The organism is Anaerococcoides asporogena (genome assembly GCF_029590275.1).
In the GTDB taxonomy this organism is placed as follows: Bacteria; Bacillota; Clostridia; order Clostridiales; family Clostridiaceae; genus JG1575.
Map to the genome: position 1 here is coordinate 2,374,290 of NZ_CP120965.1, position 16,465 is coordinate 2,390,754.

The 16,465-nt window shown below is 44.3% G+C and carries 11 protein-coding genes; all 11 read right to left on the reverse strand.

Features of this window, described 5'->3' with window-relative positions; translation table 11 throughout:
* Positions 1 to 658: 658 nt before the first annotated feature.
* The 11 genes from P6M73_RS10945 to P6M73_RS10995 all read right to left on the reverse strand — a co-directional run bounded on the left by P6M73_RS10945 (position 659) and on the right by P6M73_RS10995 (position 16,326).
* Positions 659 to 1,396 carry a phage Gp37/Gp68 family protein gene (locus P6M73_RS10945; protein WP_277853090.1) on the reverse strand — a complete coding sequence of 246 codons (738 nt, stop codon included), beginning with the start codon at positions 1,394 to 1,396 and terminating at the stop codon, positions 659 to 661.
* The gene (locus P6M73_RS10950) at positions 1,393 to 2,532 is read right to left on the reverse strand and encodes a three-Cys-motif partner protein TcmP (RefSeq protein WP_277853091.1); all 1,140 of its coding nucleotides are present in this window, start codon (positions 2,530 to 2,532) and stop codon (positions 1,393 to 1,395) included. Before P6M73_RS10950 ends, P6M73_RS10945 begins: the two co-directional genes overlap by 4 nt.
* Positions 2,533 to 2,885: 353 nt before the next feature.
* Positions 2,886 to 3,932 (reverse strand): HNH endonuclease, encoded by a 1,047-nt coding sequence (locus P6M73_RS10955; protein WP_277853092.1) that lies wholly within the window; start codon positions 3,930 to 3,932, stop codon positions 2,886 to 2,888.
* A 328-nt stretch (positions 3,933 to 4,260) separates the two neighbouring features.
* Positions 4,261 to 6,324 (reverse strand): DUF262 and DUF1524 domain-containing protein, encoded by a 2,064-nt coding sequence (locus P6M73_RS10960; protein ID WP_277853093.1) that lies wholly within the window; start codon positions 6,322 to 6,324, stop codon positions 4,261 to 4,263.
* A gap of 63 nt (positions 6,325 to 6,387) precedes the next feature.
* Positions 6,388 to 8,637 (reverse strand): AAA family ATPase, encoded by a 2,250-nt coding sequence (locus P6M73_RS10965; RefSeq protein ID WP_277853094.1) that lies wholly within the window; start codon positions 8,635 to 8,637, stop codon positions 6,388 to 6,390.
* A 12-nt stretch (positions 8,638 to 8,649) separates the two neighbouring features.
* Positions 8,650 to 11,865, reverse strand: coding sequence for a type I restriction endonuclease subunit R (locus tag P6M73_RS10970; protein WP_277853095.1), 3,216 nt, complete (start codon positions 11,863 to 11,865; stop codon positions 8,650 to 8,652).
* Positions 11,866 to 11,882: 17 nt separating this feature from the next.
* Positions 11,883 to 13,010, reverse strand: a complete 1,128-nt coding sequence (locus tag P6M73_RS10975) for a restriction endonuclease subunit S (RefSeq protein ID WP_277853096.1) — start codon at positions 13,008 to 13,010, stop codon at positions 11,883 to 11,885.
* Positions 12,997 to 14,574, reverse strand: a complete 1,578-nt coding sequence (locus P6M73_RS10980; protein ID WP_277853097.1) for a type I restriction-modification system subunit M — start codon at positions 14,572 to 14,574, stop codon at positions 12,997 to 12,999. Before P6M73_RS10980 ends, P6M73_RS10975 begins: the two co-directional genes overlap by 14 nt.
* A 28-nt stretch (positions 14,575 to 14,602) precedes the next feature.
* Positions 14,603 to 14,803: a helix-turn-helix domain-containing protein gene (locus P6M73_RS10985; protein WP_277853098.1), complete on the reverse strand. Its 201-nt coding sequence runs from the start codon at positions 14,801 to 14,803 to the stop codon at positions 14,603 to 14,605.
* 59 nt (positions 14,804 to 14,862) lie between these two features.
* Entirely contained in the window at positions 14,863 to 15,450 is a 588-nt protein-coding gene (locus P6M73_RS10990; protein ID WP_277853099.1) for a hypothetical protein, read from the reverse strand.
* Between the two features lie 9 nt (positions 15,451 to 15,459).
* The gene (locus P6M73_RS10995; protein ID WP_277853100.1) at positions 15,460 to 16,326 is read right to left on the reverse strand and encodes a hypothetical protein; all 867 of its coding nucleotides are present in this window, start codon (positions 16,324 to 16,326) and stop codon (positions 15,460 to 15,462) included.
* Between the last annotated feature and the right edge of the window lie 139 nt (positions 16,327 to 16,465).

A 16,465-nucleotide genomic window follows, 5' to 3' on the forward strand; every position in this document is an offset into this window, starting at 1 on the left:
TCTGAATCTATTATAACAACATGAACATCCATTTTGTCCACTCACCCCCTCGATCCAACCCCATTATCTAAAGCGTTCACTCAACCCGACTGATTTTTAGCCATTGGACAACTAACCCAATACGACAAAACAGCGGTTTTCAGGCGATCTTTCTCATCTTTCAAAATGAGCTGAACGCCTGGAAACCGCTGTATTACTGGGCTTTAGAGTGTTACTTTCTTGACATCAATACGATCGCTTCGACGTGGAATGAGAGCATCAGGTTGATGTCTGGTATGTATTTTTCGTTTTGTCCGTTCTCGGGAACAGTTCAATAGTGGTTTTTATGGGGGTGTTCTGTTCGAGGGAACAGGTCAATGGTTTTTATCCGTTCGGGGGAACAAGTCGATACATGGGGTTTAATTCCTGTCATCTCCGGTGGCAAAGGTACTACCTATTGATAAAATGCACCGCTCAAATTAAATCGTTAAAAGATGCACCGCTTTTGCACACCCCTAATTTTGGAGCGGTGCGTCTTTTAACGATTCCAAGGCTTGCACTACCCTCGAAGAGCCAGTAAAAGATTAGCCATCGTACTTTCTTATGCCGTTATGGGCATTTATTACCAGCTGTAAAAACACGTTTGCTGTAATTTTCAAACTCGTAAAACGTGTTTAAGTTAACGCATGTCCAATTGTGGCATCATTTGAATAATTTTGCCGTCAAGCGCCTTGCCGTTAGCTTTCTTATTACGCTTAACTCCGTCCGAACCCCAAGTTCCCCACTGTTTGAAGAAGAATGCCGCACCTTGCTCATCAGCTTGTTGTAATATTGAGCGAACCCATTCTGGTTTCATCGGGCGTGCTTGTACACCGCTTTCTCCGCCTACAATAACCCAATCGATATCAGTAAGGTCGAGTTCACCCACATCTTCCACCAACGGCTCACACGAAAGGAATCGAACAGAGGCTTGCAATGGACGGAGTGATTCGATGCGATGTTTAACCGACGGCGATTCTACTGTTACTCCGAGCCACACATTTTTGGGGATATCAGTCTGAGAGAAATATCCAGCCATTCGTTCTGCACGTTTTGTAAGAATTTGATAACGATGCTGGGGAGTCTGCCTTATCGTATTCATAACGCTATCAATAAAACCGAACGGCACTTCATCGTGGAATAGGTCGGCCATTGAACAAACAAATATGGTATGAGATTTCTTCCATTTAATAGGTTCGCATAACGAAGCCTCATGCATTGTCGGCGTAAATCCATTGGCATACTTTGCAACGCCCATAGCACGAAGCCTGTTTGCCATTGTCTCCGCATAACAATGAGCGCACCCAGTTGACTGCTTTGTGCAGCCCGTTACCGGATTCCACGTCCTGTCAGTCCATTCTATCTTAGTAGTTCTCATACAGCACCTCCAAAAGTTATACGCATTTCATCTGAAAACGACCCTTTTCGTGGAGGATTGTTGGTTTTTGGATTTACGGCACTAATCAAGCCCGTGTCAAACATCGTGCGTAAGACTTCTTTATAGTTTTTCTTGATATATGGGCGGTCAACGCTATGCTCTTCATAAAGTTCCAGAAAATCAATTGTCCGTCCAGCATATTGCTCTATCAGCATACCCTGCAGTTCATCAAGCGGACGTGAAAGCAGATCGAACAATGTGCCTTGCCTATAATACATTTCGCGTGGGTTGTATTCAAAATTTGCAACTCCGTCTTTTGTGTCAGAACTTTCTTTCGCCATTATTTCTTTCATTATCTCATAACCACGAAAGTTTTTGCTCAGAAAGATAAGATGATGGCTTGTTCTTGCCCCGTTGTTGTTCTTAAAACGGAAAGGCAGAACAAATCTGCTGCCATTTTGTCGCAGAGCATCACATAATTCTTGAACAACAATCACTTCTCGCTCGTCGGTAGTAAGAGTATCCAACAATTGATTTCGCAGCTCGTCAAGACGTTCCCCGCCGAACAATGAAGCCATATGCTGTTTTATAGCGTCATTATTTACACCCATATTCACACGATTATAGTTGAAAAAGAATACACAGTCACAACCCCAATCTTTGATGATTGAGGATACCAAATTTAGCGACAGGCCCTTATAACCCCAAGGGTCAACAAAGAAGAATGTCGGCACAATACTCTTGCTACTGAACATTTTTGCTATTTCGTCGCCGACCTCCTCATTATAAAAGCTCGGCGCATACTTAAGTTTTTTAATTCCGGGCACTTGTGCAATTGCTGTTTTCAGACTTTCGATGTTTGCTGCATCTTTGTCATTAAACAACGTAACCATTCGGCTCGTCAAATCAGGATTGGAAAGTATCGTTTCTAAAACCAATAGCGGCGTAGATTTACTTTGGTCATCATACCTACCAGGTCCAGCGAATAAGTCTATGTATGCCATTCGCTGGGCATGCTGAGGGTATCTCTTCTGTGTCGCAAGTATAATGCTCGCCCACGTCGAGAAGTATTTTGATACAATCCGCGCTTTGATTATTGACTGCTCGCGTTGTTCTTGAAAAAACTCATTGTTCATAATCCGCCCCCCTGATTAACCAATCCACACGAAGTCAGTTCTTCAGTCAATGTCTTATTGTTTTCGGTTTTACCTTTCCGGTAAAACATAATTATCTCCTAACCTACCTGTATTTCAGCTTTGCTACCACCTGTACGCTCTTTCGTAACGGTAATTTTACGGTCTATTTTTTCAGCAAGCCCGGGCACATGAGATATGATACCGATGAGTCGGCTGGTCTTCGATAGGCTCATTAACGTCTGCATAGCTTGGGTTAACCTTGTGTCGTCTAATGTATCGAATCCTTCATCCACGAACATTGAATCAAATCTTATCTAGTAACTCAATAAGCCTTGGAATAATCAATAAGCAATTTATTCACTATTCGGCCGACCGCCATATATGTGGACAGCGTCATCTTCAATTATAGTCCGGTCAACATTGTTAAAGCAGGCCATTTTAGTGGAATCTAGCACATTCAATCTCTGCACCTTATTACCTGTCTTCCCAAGACTAAAAATGTACGTTAACTCACCAAACCAAGTGAGACACCCACAAAATATCCACTGCCGATTTTCCGGATACCACATGTAACCAACAACATGTGCTGTGTTATTTGGCATGTTTACTGTTGATACAGGACCTTTAGAATATTTAAACCAGAGGTCATCCGACCACTCACCATACCTTATATATTTGCGAATCTCATTAAAACGTGAATTTAATACAAACTCTTTCCCTTTGGAATAACACAAGTAATTAAAAACAGTTTTGGCACATACTCTGCGCATAATGGGATCAATACTCATCTTTATCGCTGTCGTGAATTCAGGTTCTTCATATAAATCTAGAACCGATTTCTCAGAATAAGCATATTCACCAATGAGATACCCTTTATCAATTAGTACAGGTTCTAATCGTTCTCGACCTATTCCAGTATTAATAATCGGTTGAGTCGACTTTTTCATTCGTTCAATGGCTTCTTCATCTGCATAAGGCAGTTCCTCAAGTGAGTAATAATCATATTCACACTTCTCAACGGAATTAATTATCCCTACCATAGGTTCAGATTCAAATCGGACACGATATGGGCTACTTATGTCTGTGATCACAGTAAATGGAATCCCTTTAAAGATACCTTCATCTCCAATTAAGCGAATTCTATTTTTGTTAAGTTTTCGGCCATCTGACATTGGAGTATCGCGATATTGCATACGCAAAAAAGCTTCAAAAGAGTCAAGTGCTATTTTGTCTTCTATTTGTTTGCTAAAATAATCATTGCATTCCTTACATACTTGAAAATCATTTAAAACAAATCCATTCTTGTATTTTCCCATCATCTGTGGCACAACATGTTCTCTATTAAACTCAGTCTCTTCCTTTGTTTGTAAACAATATATACATTTATACGCTGTCATCATATTCACCTCAAATCTCAAGTAAAATAGGGTACATATTGGATATTGCCTTCAACTCTTGCTTTCCCGGATTCAATTATAGTATGTTCCATTCTTTCTACTTCGCTTCTTGTCAACTCAAGCTCGCTGTGATATTTGGTCTTATAGTTATTGAAGTAACAGATGAATTTACTTTTTTACCTTTGATCTTGAAGGATTGTATTCTAGTCGGCCGTTGCCAACAACGTAAATTTATCACTTCTTCTTTTGAGAGAGCATATCCACAACTTTGTAGTAAAACGCACTTCGGCTGTCCTTTACGGAGATCTTTACCATCGCCCTCCGTTTATTTTCACTCCACATCCTGCAGTCTGAAAGCCTGCTCAATAATCTCCATCACGTCTTCAAGCATATCCAAGCTGTCCAGACCGATCTCGACATCGCCGTTGCCCCATCTGCCGAGACCCGTGATGTCTTTGCAGATGCCTTTCGGGTCGATGACGTCGGCAAACTTCATATTGATGGCCAAGCGGAGCCGCGAGTTCTGGATAACAACATCCACGAAGTTGGTGTCGGCCTTGTAGGCGATATACAGCTTTTTAAACTCACGCTTCACATAGGTGCCGAGGTTAAGGATTCGGGTGTTCAGCTTCTCAAAGAGCATACGGTTGAAAGCGTTCAGATACTGATAGCTTTCAAGGGTATACTCCGGCGCGATGTCGTCCTGTTTGCGGTACGGCGCGAGTTCGGCTTCCGTAAGCGTCGGATACGGCCACGCCTTTTTCGCCACCTCGCCAAGCTGGGCTGCGCGTTCATTGACCTGCGGCTCGCCCCAAGTGGTCTGGGTGACGACATACTTATTCAAGCGAAGCGCACTCTGCTGGAAACCGCCGTCCATTGTCAGCTTGTCGGCGAACGGCGAATCGCTCATCTCGGAGTTATAAGCCGTCAACGTCAGGTTGCCGATGGTATGCAAGTACTTCTTTTGAATCTCCTCCCAGTCGCTTCCAAGGGCAGATACCCAGTCAGCGGAGAGGTGCGGATTCTGCGGGATGATGTGTTCAATAGTCAGCTTTTCCGCATTGACTGCCGATTTGTTGTCCCAGTTTTCAAGTCTCCCAAGGATATAACCGCAGCGGTTCATATGGTAGATGTCCCTTGTCAGGAAGGTATCGAGGAACCGCTTGTCGTTCGGGAACTCCTTGTAGGAGTCGAGCAAGATAAAGAACGCCTTTACCGAGTTCAGATAGTCGAACTGTCTGATGTCATTCTTCATCGTGGCGAAAGTCTTGTTCAGGGAGTTCGTCGGAATGTCGCAGACAGCGCGGCGCAGTACGTAGCTTACGCAGAGCCGCAGAATTTCCCGCAGTTCCTCGATGGTTATCAAGCCCTTGTCGCAATCGTCGTGCACTTTCAGAAGAAACGGGTAAGCGACCTCCATGCGAATTGCCTTCATATCGCCGTAGAGCGATTTCAACACGGCGTCGCCGCTCCGCACAAAATACATATCGGAATAGTGCTTGGCGAAGCTGTAGATGTCTTGACAGAGGTCACGAATGGTTAGTCCACTGCCGTTGTGGTAAGCGCGGAACTCTTTGTAGACCTCGTTTTTGCGAGGAATCCTGCCCAGCTTCATCGTGAGGTAGTCACGGAAGAAGTTGTCCAGTAACTCGCTTTGATGCTCGTAGTCAAAGAGTAGTTCCGTAGGCCGCCAGATGTTGTTGTAAACATCCGTCTGGGTCGCAGAGTCCAAACCCATCAATAGATGATTGCGGATGAGGTCTGAGTCCTTCAAGTCCATACCTGTGGAGTTGAGACTCTCGAAAATCGCCTGCGGGTCATCATACTGGCGATCGAGGACGATGTCCACGATTTGCAGTTTTCCGATGGCATCGTAAAGATCGGATGGTGCAATCTCGCCCTTTCCAATTTGCCCTGAGAAGAAGCCGTAGTTGTCCAGCACTCGTGATTTCAAGGTGTCGGAAATTGGCGCATCCTCAATCTTCTTTATCAGCGCGTCCCTGTCGGACTGCGTAAGGAGCAGTTTGTATTTGGCATTTCCCGTTTCATATTGGTTCAAGAGCAGCGTGTCGGTTATCTTGTTCGGGTTCACGCCACAGTCTGAATGAGTCGCCGCATAGTCGCGCAGGGCGACGAGAAGAAGAGTCAGCGTGGTAAGCCTCTGCTGACCGTCGATAATCATTGCAAGGGTAGACCCCGCCGCGGAATCCTCGTCAATGCGGACAATCGATCCGACGAAGTGACCCTCCCTTTGCGTAGTGTGGAGGTTTACGATGTCGCTCCAAAGACGGGCGCACTGCTCACGCTCCCAACTGTATGTTCTTTGATACAGCGGTATTAGGTATTGACAGGTCCCGCCGAGGTATTTGTAGATATTGCTCTTGAAAGCGTTCATCGCTTTGCCCTCCCTTATTTATCAACACAGTCCCAAATTGTAGCGATAATTGCCCTAAATAACTCATTCACATTCGCCAGACATTTTGAGATAGTGCGATTTTTGGCTCAACGCTTCAAAAATCATCTCAAACACTTCTTTGTAAGCCGGTATGTCGTGGTCTGGTGCGTAGTTAATGCCGTCTCCGGCATCGAATTTTTCGTCATAGATGAAGCGAAGTATTTCATCAGCTATCCGCTGCTTTTTGTCGTCCCCGCCGATGTGGGTTTTTACCCGTTCTCGCAAATCCTCGATACTGTAACTACAGAGTTGAAGAAAATAGTATTCGACGATTCTCTGAATTACACTGAGAAGCGTTGCCGGAAGACGCGCGTCCCTGTATTCGCACCACAAAGCATCATACGAGTTTTTTACTGGCGAAACGTTTTCTATGCCGCTTTCGTTCGTGACGCATTCCATTTCATTGATTCTAACGGTAGAAACATTATCATCCGATTTCTTGACAAAGAAAAACGATGATTTCTTAACGATGTCGTCTCTGCTCGTTTCATATTTATGGGATATTTCTTTGTGGAAATATGGATTGTGTGTCAAGACAAAAATCTGCTTAATGTTGAATTGGCCGCCGTCTAAAAAGCAGTCTTCAACCAGTTTTCGGACGAGTGAGCTGACGACAAAAAGAACACCGCTGTCCATACTCGAAACAGGATCGTCAATTACTACGATTTTCCCCTTAACGAGGTCTTCTTTGCGCCACGCCCCTTGAACATAAAAATAAAAGTACAGAAAAGCAATAAAGTTCTTTTCACCTTCGCTTAGACCTTTGGCGACCTCGCCGTCTTCGCGGACAACTTCATATTTATCAGGAACTCTCGCGTGGGGGCGTAGTTGAAATCCTCTGAACCCTGTCTTTTGGAGCAGTTCATTGATTTTATCAACCGTGGACGCCGTGCCACCCATTTTGTCTGACAATTCTCGAATTTCATTTTTGAGGACACCGAGCGAACTATTAAGTTTTTTTATAGCGGCTGCTTTTTGAAGGCTGGCGGTTGTCAACTTTTTATCCTCAGCGTCATACGCAGCTCTATCTCCGCTCGTTTCGAAGGCCAACAGCTCCCACGCTTCATTGATACAATCTTCGCAGGTTTTGCCTTTAGCATCGAAGATTTTGTTGTTGGCTTCAAACAGCTTATTTGTTTCGGCGAGAAGCTCGTTTACTCGTTCGACATATTCTCTTATACTGTTGAGTCCGACTACTTCCGAGGGCTTTTCAATTTTCGCGGCAATTTTTTGATTGTTCATCTGTACTGTATTTTCAATCAATTTTAACTGTTCGCCATATGCTTTCCAATCGCCGAATCCTGTCTGCGGAATTAACTCAATGTATCGTCTTAACGGCTCTATAAATGTAGCTGTCATATACTCGGCATATTTACGCCCAAATTCGCCAAGACGGGCGCAATCTTGAGAGTATTTTTCGTCAAAGCAGGCGAGGAATTGTTCTTCAAAATCGCTGGGTAGTTCCCGTTTGCAGTATGGACAGCATCCCTCTGCGTTCTCAGAATAATGGATATGCCCAGTATTGACCCAATCCATCGCGTGCAAACTCTGCCAGAATCGGCTATAAGCATTATCGGCTGTGCTGATTATCGCTTGTCCGAGAACTGAGTATTTTTCTGCACTCTCAAGCTTTGTCAAATCCAATAATTGTAGTGGGGCGGCATCATATCGTGTGGCATTCGGGTCGGTTGCAGATTCGTAACGGGCTTTTATATCGTCAAAATTACGCTCGACGGGAGCGGTGCTGCATACTCTTTGAACACACCGAGCCGTAGAACTCAAATCGCCTTTGCCCCCGAAAACCTTTTTGTACTTTGCTGCAGCTTTCCAAATTGCGGCATCAAGGCTGGCTTTCAATTTGTCCCGCTTCTTTTGGATTGCATCCGCCTCGTCGTTTGCCGTTTGGAGTTGCCCCTTTAGCTGTTCCTGTTCTTTTTGCTTTCCCTCAATTTCCTGTTGCTTATCAGAAGCTTCTTTACTGAGCATTACCACTCCGGGCATAATATCGAATTTGAGTTCCTCGTCAATAAAGTCTCGATTAAAAACGACAGTAGCAAATTCATCAGCTTGAGCAGCGTTGCCAAAGGTCAAGCCTTGCCCATTCCGTATCATCCTTGAAATAGTCGTTTTACCGCTACCGTTGTTGCCGTAGAAGAAGTTAATCCACGATGGCTCAATTTCTCGTTCTGGGCTATTTTGAAATGTAGCCTCAGAAACGACTATTTTTTCTATTGCTGATTTATATTTGCTCATCTGCCTGCCTCCTTAATCCGACCACTTCTTGAAGTTTTCGGCTTGTTCAAGTACTCGTTCGAATACTTCCTCATCCCACTCGGGCGGATAACCGTTTTTATATAGCAACACGGTCAAATCCATGTTGAGCTGGTTCTTTATATCATCGCGGGTCGACCAATCGGCAAACTGTGCTTTGTCATCAACCAGTATTTTTATTTCTCTGGCAAGGACAAGACACTTTTCATCAGCGTATGGAAATCCATTGTCATCTCGCACTTTTACAAGGATGTCATAAAACGCCTTTTCCTCATAGGTGATACCCAACGCCTCAAATGAAGTTCTGTCGGTTTGGAGGTCTTTAAATATTTTTATCAACTCATCCGAAAGCCCGTTGATAAATTCAGCGACCACCTCGCTCGTGAAAACGAGTTTATCTCTATCGTTATAACTGTCCACAACGGCCTTCAACCGTTTATCAAATTCAATTGCTTTTACCTTGTTTACGTGGCTGTAGCCGGATATTGTTTTCCGTAGCAATTTCAAAAGGGCATTGAATTTTGAAATAGGCAGATTGATTTCATCAAGCTGCTTCATAAAATCTTCGCTGAACAAGTCTTCGGGTTTACCCGCATTAACGATGTTTTCGATACCCGTGCAGGAGATAGCTTCCTGTACCATCTTTTCGACCACGCGGTTCATTACTTCAGCGTCCGGCGCATCGCCTTTCGTCTGCTTATAAATGATAGAACGGATGGCAAGATAAAACTGGGCCTTTGCCGTTTCAACGTCTGTCAGTTCACCGGACGGAAAGCAAATCTCATACGCCGCTTTCAATTTGCGGGAAAGGCTCATGAAACGGCTTTCCATTTCCTTGCTGATTTGCACATACTCTGCGGCGGCATCTAAACACATCAAGCGTTCCGATGGTTCGCCGGTGTGGAACTTTGTAGCATCAAAATCGTGGAGTAACTCATCCAGTAATTTCAAATGGTTACGGAATACGGCAAGGGAAATCTTAATCTCATCAATCGGGCTTTCCAGAGGACTTCCATATTTCTTTACAGCTTCAAGCATATCTTGCTTGATTCCGATATAGTCAACCACCAGTCCCATATCTTTGCCGTCAAACACGCGGTTAACACGGGATATGGTTTGAATCAAAGTGTGTTTTTGTAGTGGCTTGTCTATATACATAACCGATAAAGACGGAACATCAAAGCCGGTAATCCACATATCAACCACTATTGCAATTTTGAAGTTGGAGTTATTATTTTTGAATTGTCTATCAAGCATCTGCCTGTAGTCTTTTGTGCCGCATAGGTCAAACAACTCTTGTTCATCGTTTTCGCCTTGGGTAGCCACGAGTTTAATTTTGGCAAGAGGCACGAGTTTTTCCAATTCTGCTTTTGTGAGCGCCGCTTCATTTTCGGTTCTAATCGGCTTATCCCAATCAGGACGAAGTGCTATAACCGCCTTTAACAAACGAAAAGCAAGCGTTCTGTCAGCACATACAATCATCGCCTTTTGGACGATTTTAGGCTTTTGTGCCGTCAACGCTTCGTAGTGGGTGACGATGTCTAACGCCAGTTTCTTTATCCTTTCCGGGTGACCGAGAACTTGACGCATCTGACTCATGGCTTTTTTACTCTCCTCGACTTGTTCGGGGTTAGAGCCTTCATCAGTGCATTTGTCGTAGTATTTTTGTATTTCCCGGGCTTGTTCATCGGAGAGAATAACTCTCGCCAAGCGCGGCTCATAAGCGATACGAACGGTGATTCCGTCGTCGCTTGATTCTTTCATTGTGTAGCTGTCCACGACTTCACCGAACACGGCTATGGTCTCGTCAATCGGTGTTCCCGTAAAACCGCAATAAGTGGCTTGGGGGAAACTGTCGCGTAGATATTTGGCGAACCCGAAAGTAGTAAAAACACCTTTATCGGTTTTCTTCAGTTTCGAGCCGATGCCTGTTTGTGTCCTGTGCGCCTCGTCAGAAATGCAGATGATGTTTTCGCGGTTGGAAAGTAAGCCGGTCGATTCGCAGAATTTTTGAATCGTCGTCAGGAACACGCCGCCGCTTTCCACTCCTGTCACACTATAGTCAACAGGCTCCTCCGCAACCCTTGCGAACTCGGATATTTCTACCCCTAATGCTTTTTGCAAGTCACTTCGGCTTTCGATGCTCCGCACGTTATTTTCATGCAGATACCGTTTTGACGAGACGAACAACTCCGAGGTCTGTCTATCCAAATCCTCACGGTCGGTAATAATGACCATTGTCGGATTCTTAAAGGTATCCCTGTCACGCAGGGCAAGTAGGCGGGAAAGAAATAGCATTGTGTAGGTTTTACCGCAACCGGTCGCTCCGAAGTATGTTCCGCCTTTACCATCGCCGTTTGGTTTTAGATGATCTTTTATGTTTTTAAACATCTTTTGTGCCGCAAAGAACTGCGGATAGCGGGCAACAATAGCGATTACCTTTGTGGCATCATCCGGGTAATAGACGAAATCTCGCAAAATGGCAACGACACGTTCTTGAGAAAACGCACCATTTATCATCGTAAGCAGGGCGGCGATGCCGTTGCTGACCTTTTCCGTTTCGTTGATTTTATTCCATGCGTAGTAATATTCATACGGCGTAAAAACACTGCCCATTTTCGTGTTTGCACCGTCACTTATGACAGACAAAAAGCAATATTTCATCAGTTTAGGGATGTCGCGGCAATAGCGTATTGTTATCTGCTCCCAAGCATCGTAGATGGTCGTGTTTTCTTTGATAGCGGATTTGAACTCAAAAACTGCCACAGGAATGCCGTTTATAAACAACAACAAATCTGGGCGACGCAAGCGGTCACCTTGCACCGAAAACTGGTTGACCACTTTGAACACATTTTTGTCTGGCTCTTCAAAATTTATATAGTTGATATGTAGGGCAATTTTACTGGGGTCATCACGCACTAAATCAAATCCCTCGTTCACCAAAAGAAACGTCTCACGGTTACCGATGTATAGCGGTGCGGACGGTATGTTTTCAAGTCGACTGATGACTTTTTTCGTTTCAGCCGCTGTGAGGTCTGGATAGTGGTTAGCAAGGTAAGCTTGCAAATCGTCCTTCAACAATATTTCATCAAAGCCACGGTGTATGGTTTCACCGTGGACATACTTGTAGTCCTGTTCTTGAAACAGGCTGATGATAGCTTCTTCGAGCTGGGCTTCTGTAAACTGACCCCGTATAAAACTCAAGTCCACGGTTTCCCCCTCCAATTCTATGCACTCGCTTCTTCGAGCGAACCTTTTATCAGTATCGGGCAGAGTTCTTTTAACATATTGCCCACAGTCGTTATATTTTTCATTATTAAATGACGGGCGTTATAAAAGTTCACCACCGCTTGCTGTTTTTCCAATGATGGCAATGGAATCTCAATTTCATAAAACCGTGCTAACTCCAAACTTGCCCGAATACTGCTGTCGCTGATGAACCAACCGTAACGATCGCTTTCGCTACGACTAAACCAAAGCATGATATATTCGGCGAGTGCTTCATATTCCGACTCAGCCTTCACTTGCAAAACAGAATACGCAGGTGAAATAATAACAGGCTCATCCTCGTGGAACAAAGCAATGCGAATGCACTCATCACGACCAGTTTGCATAGCGGAGTAGGCAAACTGATTTTTTCTGATTACTTTGTATTTTGTCAAATCTGTTGTACTGAGGTTCGCAACGGAAGGCATGAATTCTTTGTTGATATTGATGCCTTGAACATTTGAAATCGCATTGTCTCGGTTGCGGGTATCAATTTCTTCAAGCAATCGACCAACAGCCACACGCGGAGCAGTGTGTTTGAACTCTTCGATGCTTGCCGCTATCGCCATATTCAAATCCTCCAAACCGCTTTCATAGGCACGTTGGTTGGCAAGCATGGCATTGTAGACAGCGACAACTTTTTCTTGCACCGGCAATGGCGGCAGATCTATAGAAATATCGCACATATCGTCCCACGAAAACGCTTCGCGCGCCGAACCCCAAGAATTGAACCGAGCATAGCGGTCGAATTCCGGGCGATTGAAATACATATAAAGATAGTCGGAGTTAAGGTTTGCTGTATCGGAAACACGAAATACCACCGATATAGAGGACACGAGAAAAGTCTCCTCCGTAGTATTATAGCCAAGTGACATCTTTTCGCCGCGCCGCGATGTGTCTGGGACATAAGCAAAATGACGAGGCGGCAATAGCTTATATGAAGTCATGCTTACACCGTCTAAGTTCGCTTTCGTCTCAATAATCTGTTTGGCAGTAGAAAGTCCGACGACAGCAGTGCGATCATAAACGCCTTCGGAATTACGGTGTTCAGACGGTTCGATGTATAAACCGAGTTTAGTCAATCCCATATCCGATCCCCCTAAATGCTTCTTCGAGCATCGCTTGTGATTCCTTCTCAGCTTTTAACACCTCGCGCATCTCGCCTTGAATTCGTGCCATTTCGGAAGCGTAGTCGATTTCCAAGTCATGGTCAATGAACTCGATGTATTTACTCGGCGCAAGAGAATATCTTTGCGCTGCGATTTCAGCTTTGGTCGCCGAGCAGCAGAGTTCCGGTACCGCTTCAAAGTTCTCGTTTGTTTGCCAGTCGGTGTATATATTTTTAATAGCGTCAATCTGTTCATCGGAAAATTGAATGTATTTCTTTTCGTATATATTTTCATTCCAACGGCGTAGGTCAACAAAAAGAACCTCATCTTGCCTGTTACGAAGCTGTCGCCCGTTCAATGAGCGGGCTTTTTTGTTGTTGTTCAAAATCCAAAGCGTAACTGAAATATCCGTGGAATAGAACATCTCACGGGGCAGGACGATAATCGCTTCTACTTTGTCGTTCTCGATCAGCTCACGGCGGATGTCACCCTCCACGCCATCGGCGTTCAATGCTCCGTTAGCAAGAAGGAAACCAGCGATGCCGTTTGTTACATCCAGTTTCGAGAGCATATGTAGAATCCATGCATAGTTGGCATTGGAAACAGGCGGAGTCGTGTAGCCGTCCCAGCGCGGATCGCCGTTCAGCTTGTCCTGTGTCACGCCCTGGGCATTCAATTTCAAATTAAACGGAGGATTCGCCATGATGAAATCAACTTTTTTGTCCTTATGCAAATCCGCGGCAAAGGTAGATTCATTGCGTTCGCCAAGATTATGGGCAATGCCGCGAATGGCGAGGTTCATTTTGGCAAGCCGCCAAGTGTCGGGAATACGCTCCTGCCCGACTATGGATATTTTTGAGCGGTTACCGTTATGCCGCTCCACAAATTTAATGGAAGAAACAAACATCCCAGCAGAACCGCAGCAGGGATCGTACACAACACCTTCATATGGCTCGATGAGTTCGGCAATGAGTTGAACGATGCTCGAAGGAGTATAGTATTCGCCTTTTTCGTTGCTCGTGCCGGAGTCGATGGCAAAGACCTGCAGGAAATATTCATATACCCGTCCGATTAAATCGCGGTCATGAAAACGCTTCTCATCGATTTTATTGACCTCGTCGATAAGCATTTTTACTTGTTCGGGACGTGTGCCGAGAGTGGCGTAGAAGTTTTGCGGCAGAGTGCCTTTCAAAGGCGGGTTTCCGTCCTCTATATCTTTCATCGCTTTGTCGATGATAACAGCAATGTCGTCTGCGCTTGCGTTCGTTACGATGTGATTCCAACGAGAAGTCTCGTTCAAGTAAAACACATTTTCGGATAGATAAAAGGACTTCTTCTCCAAAAAAGCCGGAACATCGCCGTATTGTTCGGTTATTTCCTTACGGCGCTTATCGAACTTATCACCCGCAAATTTTAAGAACACCAAGCCCATAACGGCATCGCGGTTCTTGTCATTGCCGCCAACCGTCCCGCGTAGGGCGTTGCGGCAATTCCACATTATAGATTCGAGCGATTGCTCGGTCGTTGCTGCTTTCTTAGCCATATTGTTTGACTCCTTAAATTCTTGTATTTTATTCTGAAATCTTTCCTTCGCGTACCCATTCATCGACCTCGGAAAGTTTAAATTTGTACTGCTTTCCGGCACGGCTGAAAGGAATAGTACCTTTGCGTATCCATGCACGAATTGTATCGGGGCTCACACTCAAATGCGTTGCTACATCTTCAAGGTTTACCCATTTTTCAGGAACTGTATTGTCGACTTCGTTGCTCATTGGAATCCTCCATTCATACTTGCTTAGGAAATAGTGTTCATGGTTAGTATCCATAACTGTTAAAGATAAATGCCCACACTCATCAAGGCTCTCCTCAAATCCATCTGTTTAATTAACCATGCTGTTTCGTCTAAAACATCCCTGCCGTCATTGGTGTTGATCCCAAGCCTGACCGCATTTTCATTTAGCTGGCTTTGGAATAAAGACTGGACTGATAGTTTTTGAAAAAACACTTTATAGCACTTTCCTTGCTCATGAAAGTTCGTGACAAGACCGTAAAAAAACTGTTGGCTTGCGTTTGCACATCGTCTGTAGCCCTTATTTGTATCCATAAACAAAGAAGGGAATGTCAATATATCAGCTTTTGACGCATCGCTTAACTTTACGAAATGCTGCGCCCGCTCTCTCGGTACAAGAAACGAGCCGGTTTGCCCCGCAAAAGCCTCATCCTTAATAATAAATAGATTGCAGTAATCTGTGCTCAGTTGAATTTGTTGCTGACCGTTTACTCCATTTACAAATATGGCGGTGCTATTAACTGCGCTGACACTGCCAAAGAACTGGTTGCCGTTCGGAGCGTTGTAGGCGGTCTGCGCCACAACAGTTTGCTCGTTAGGGTTTTGCAATTTTGATAATGTATTATTCATAGCATCCCCCTAACTGTCAAATACATTTTCAACATTTCCGAAAAACTGGTTTTTAGCGTTGAAAACATTCCCATTGACTATCACTTGTTGTGTTGTTGACGTTGATTTCTCTGCGGTTTCTTCAAATACATGAGGCTCACCCTCTGCTTTAGCTTCGGTTTCATCAATGAAATCATAACCATCCGTTGCCGTATCGGAGGATTCATCCGAAAACGGAATAATCGTTATTGTCCGTTTTATTTCATTTCCGATATCACTATCAAAAACCCACTCGCTGTTTGTGTCGCCTTTTTTTGTGTGCCAACTGTTAAAGGTGGCTTGTCCCACAGTATTATCCTTCACATTCATTACGACATAATGCCATACCCCGAGAGCAAAAGATGCCAGCGACACATTGTCAATATTCAACACTTCACTTTTAGACATTTGTTTTCCTTCGATTATGAAGTCTTTATCAATGCTTGTGTCTTTTTCGATAACTTCGAGAAACGCCTTAAAAAGCCACTCAACTTTATCATCACTGACAAACCGTTGTATCAGCTCCGACATGGCTGACACTACATTGTGGTATTCGCTTTTTATACGCACATTAAAAGCATCAATGTCTGATGACTCAAAAACGGCAGCAAAATATGTACCTCCGTTATCTTCACACTTTCTGTATCCTCCAACATTCTTTTTTAAAGTAGAAGTTTTTGCAGGCGGATTAAATGATGGCTTAATTATTCTAACAAGTTCGATAAGTAGTTCCGGCTGTGACAATCCGTCGGTTTTCCCGTTAGCATTATCTCGCTTAGCGGTTCGCTGTCCTCGTGCGGCTAACAGCAATATAAAAACTGTACCTCCGCATAATCGCGGAAAATCAATTATTGACATCCTTTTGCCTCCATAGAAACTTGGTAACTCTATCTACTCTATAAACTCTATCGACTTTTGACGGTCAACTTTACGCACTTTTGGATTGTTCTTGTGAGATTCGCAGGGACAAGCTGTCATGTCGCTCCTGTGAGAAATC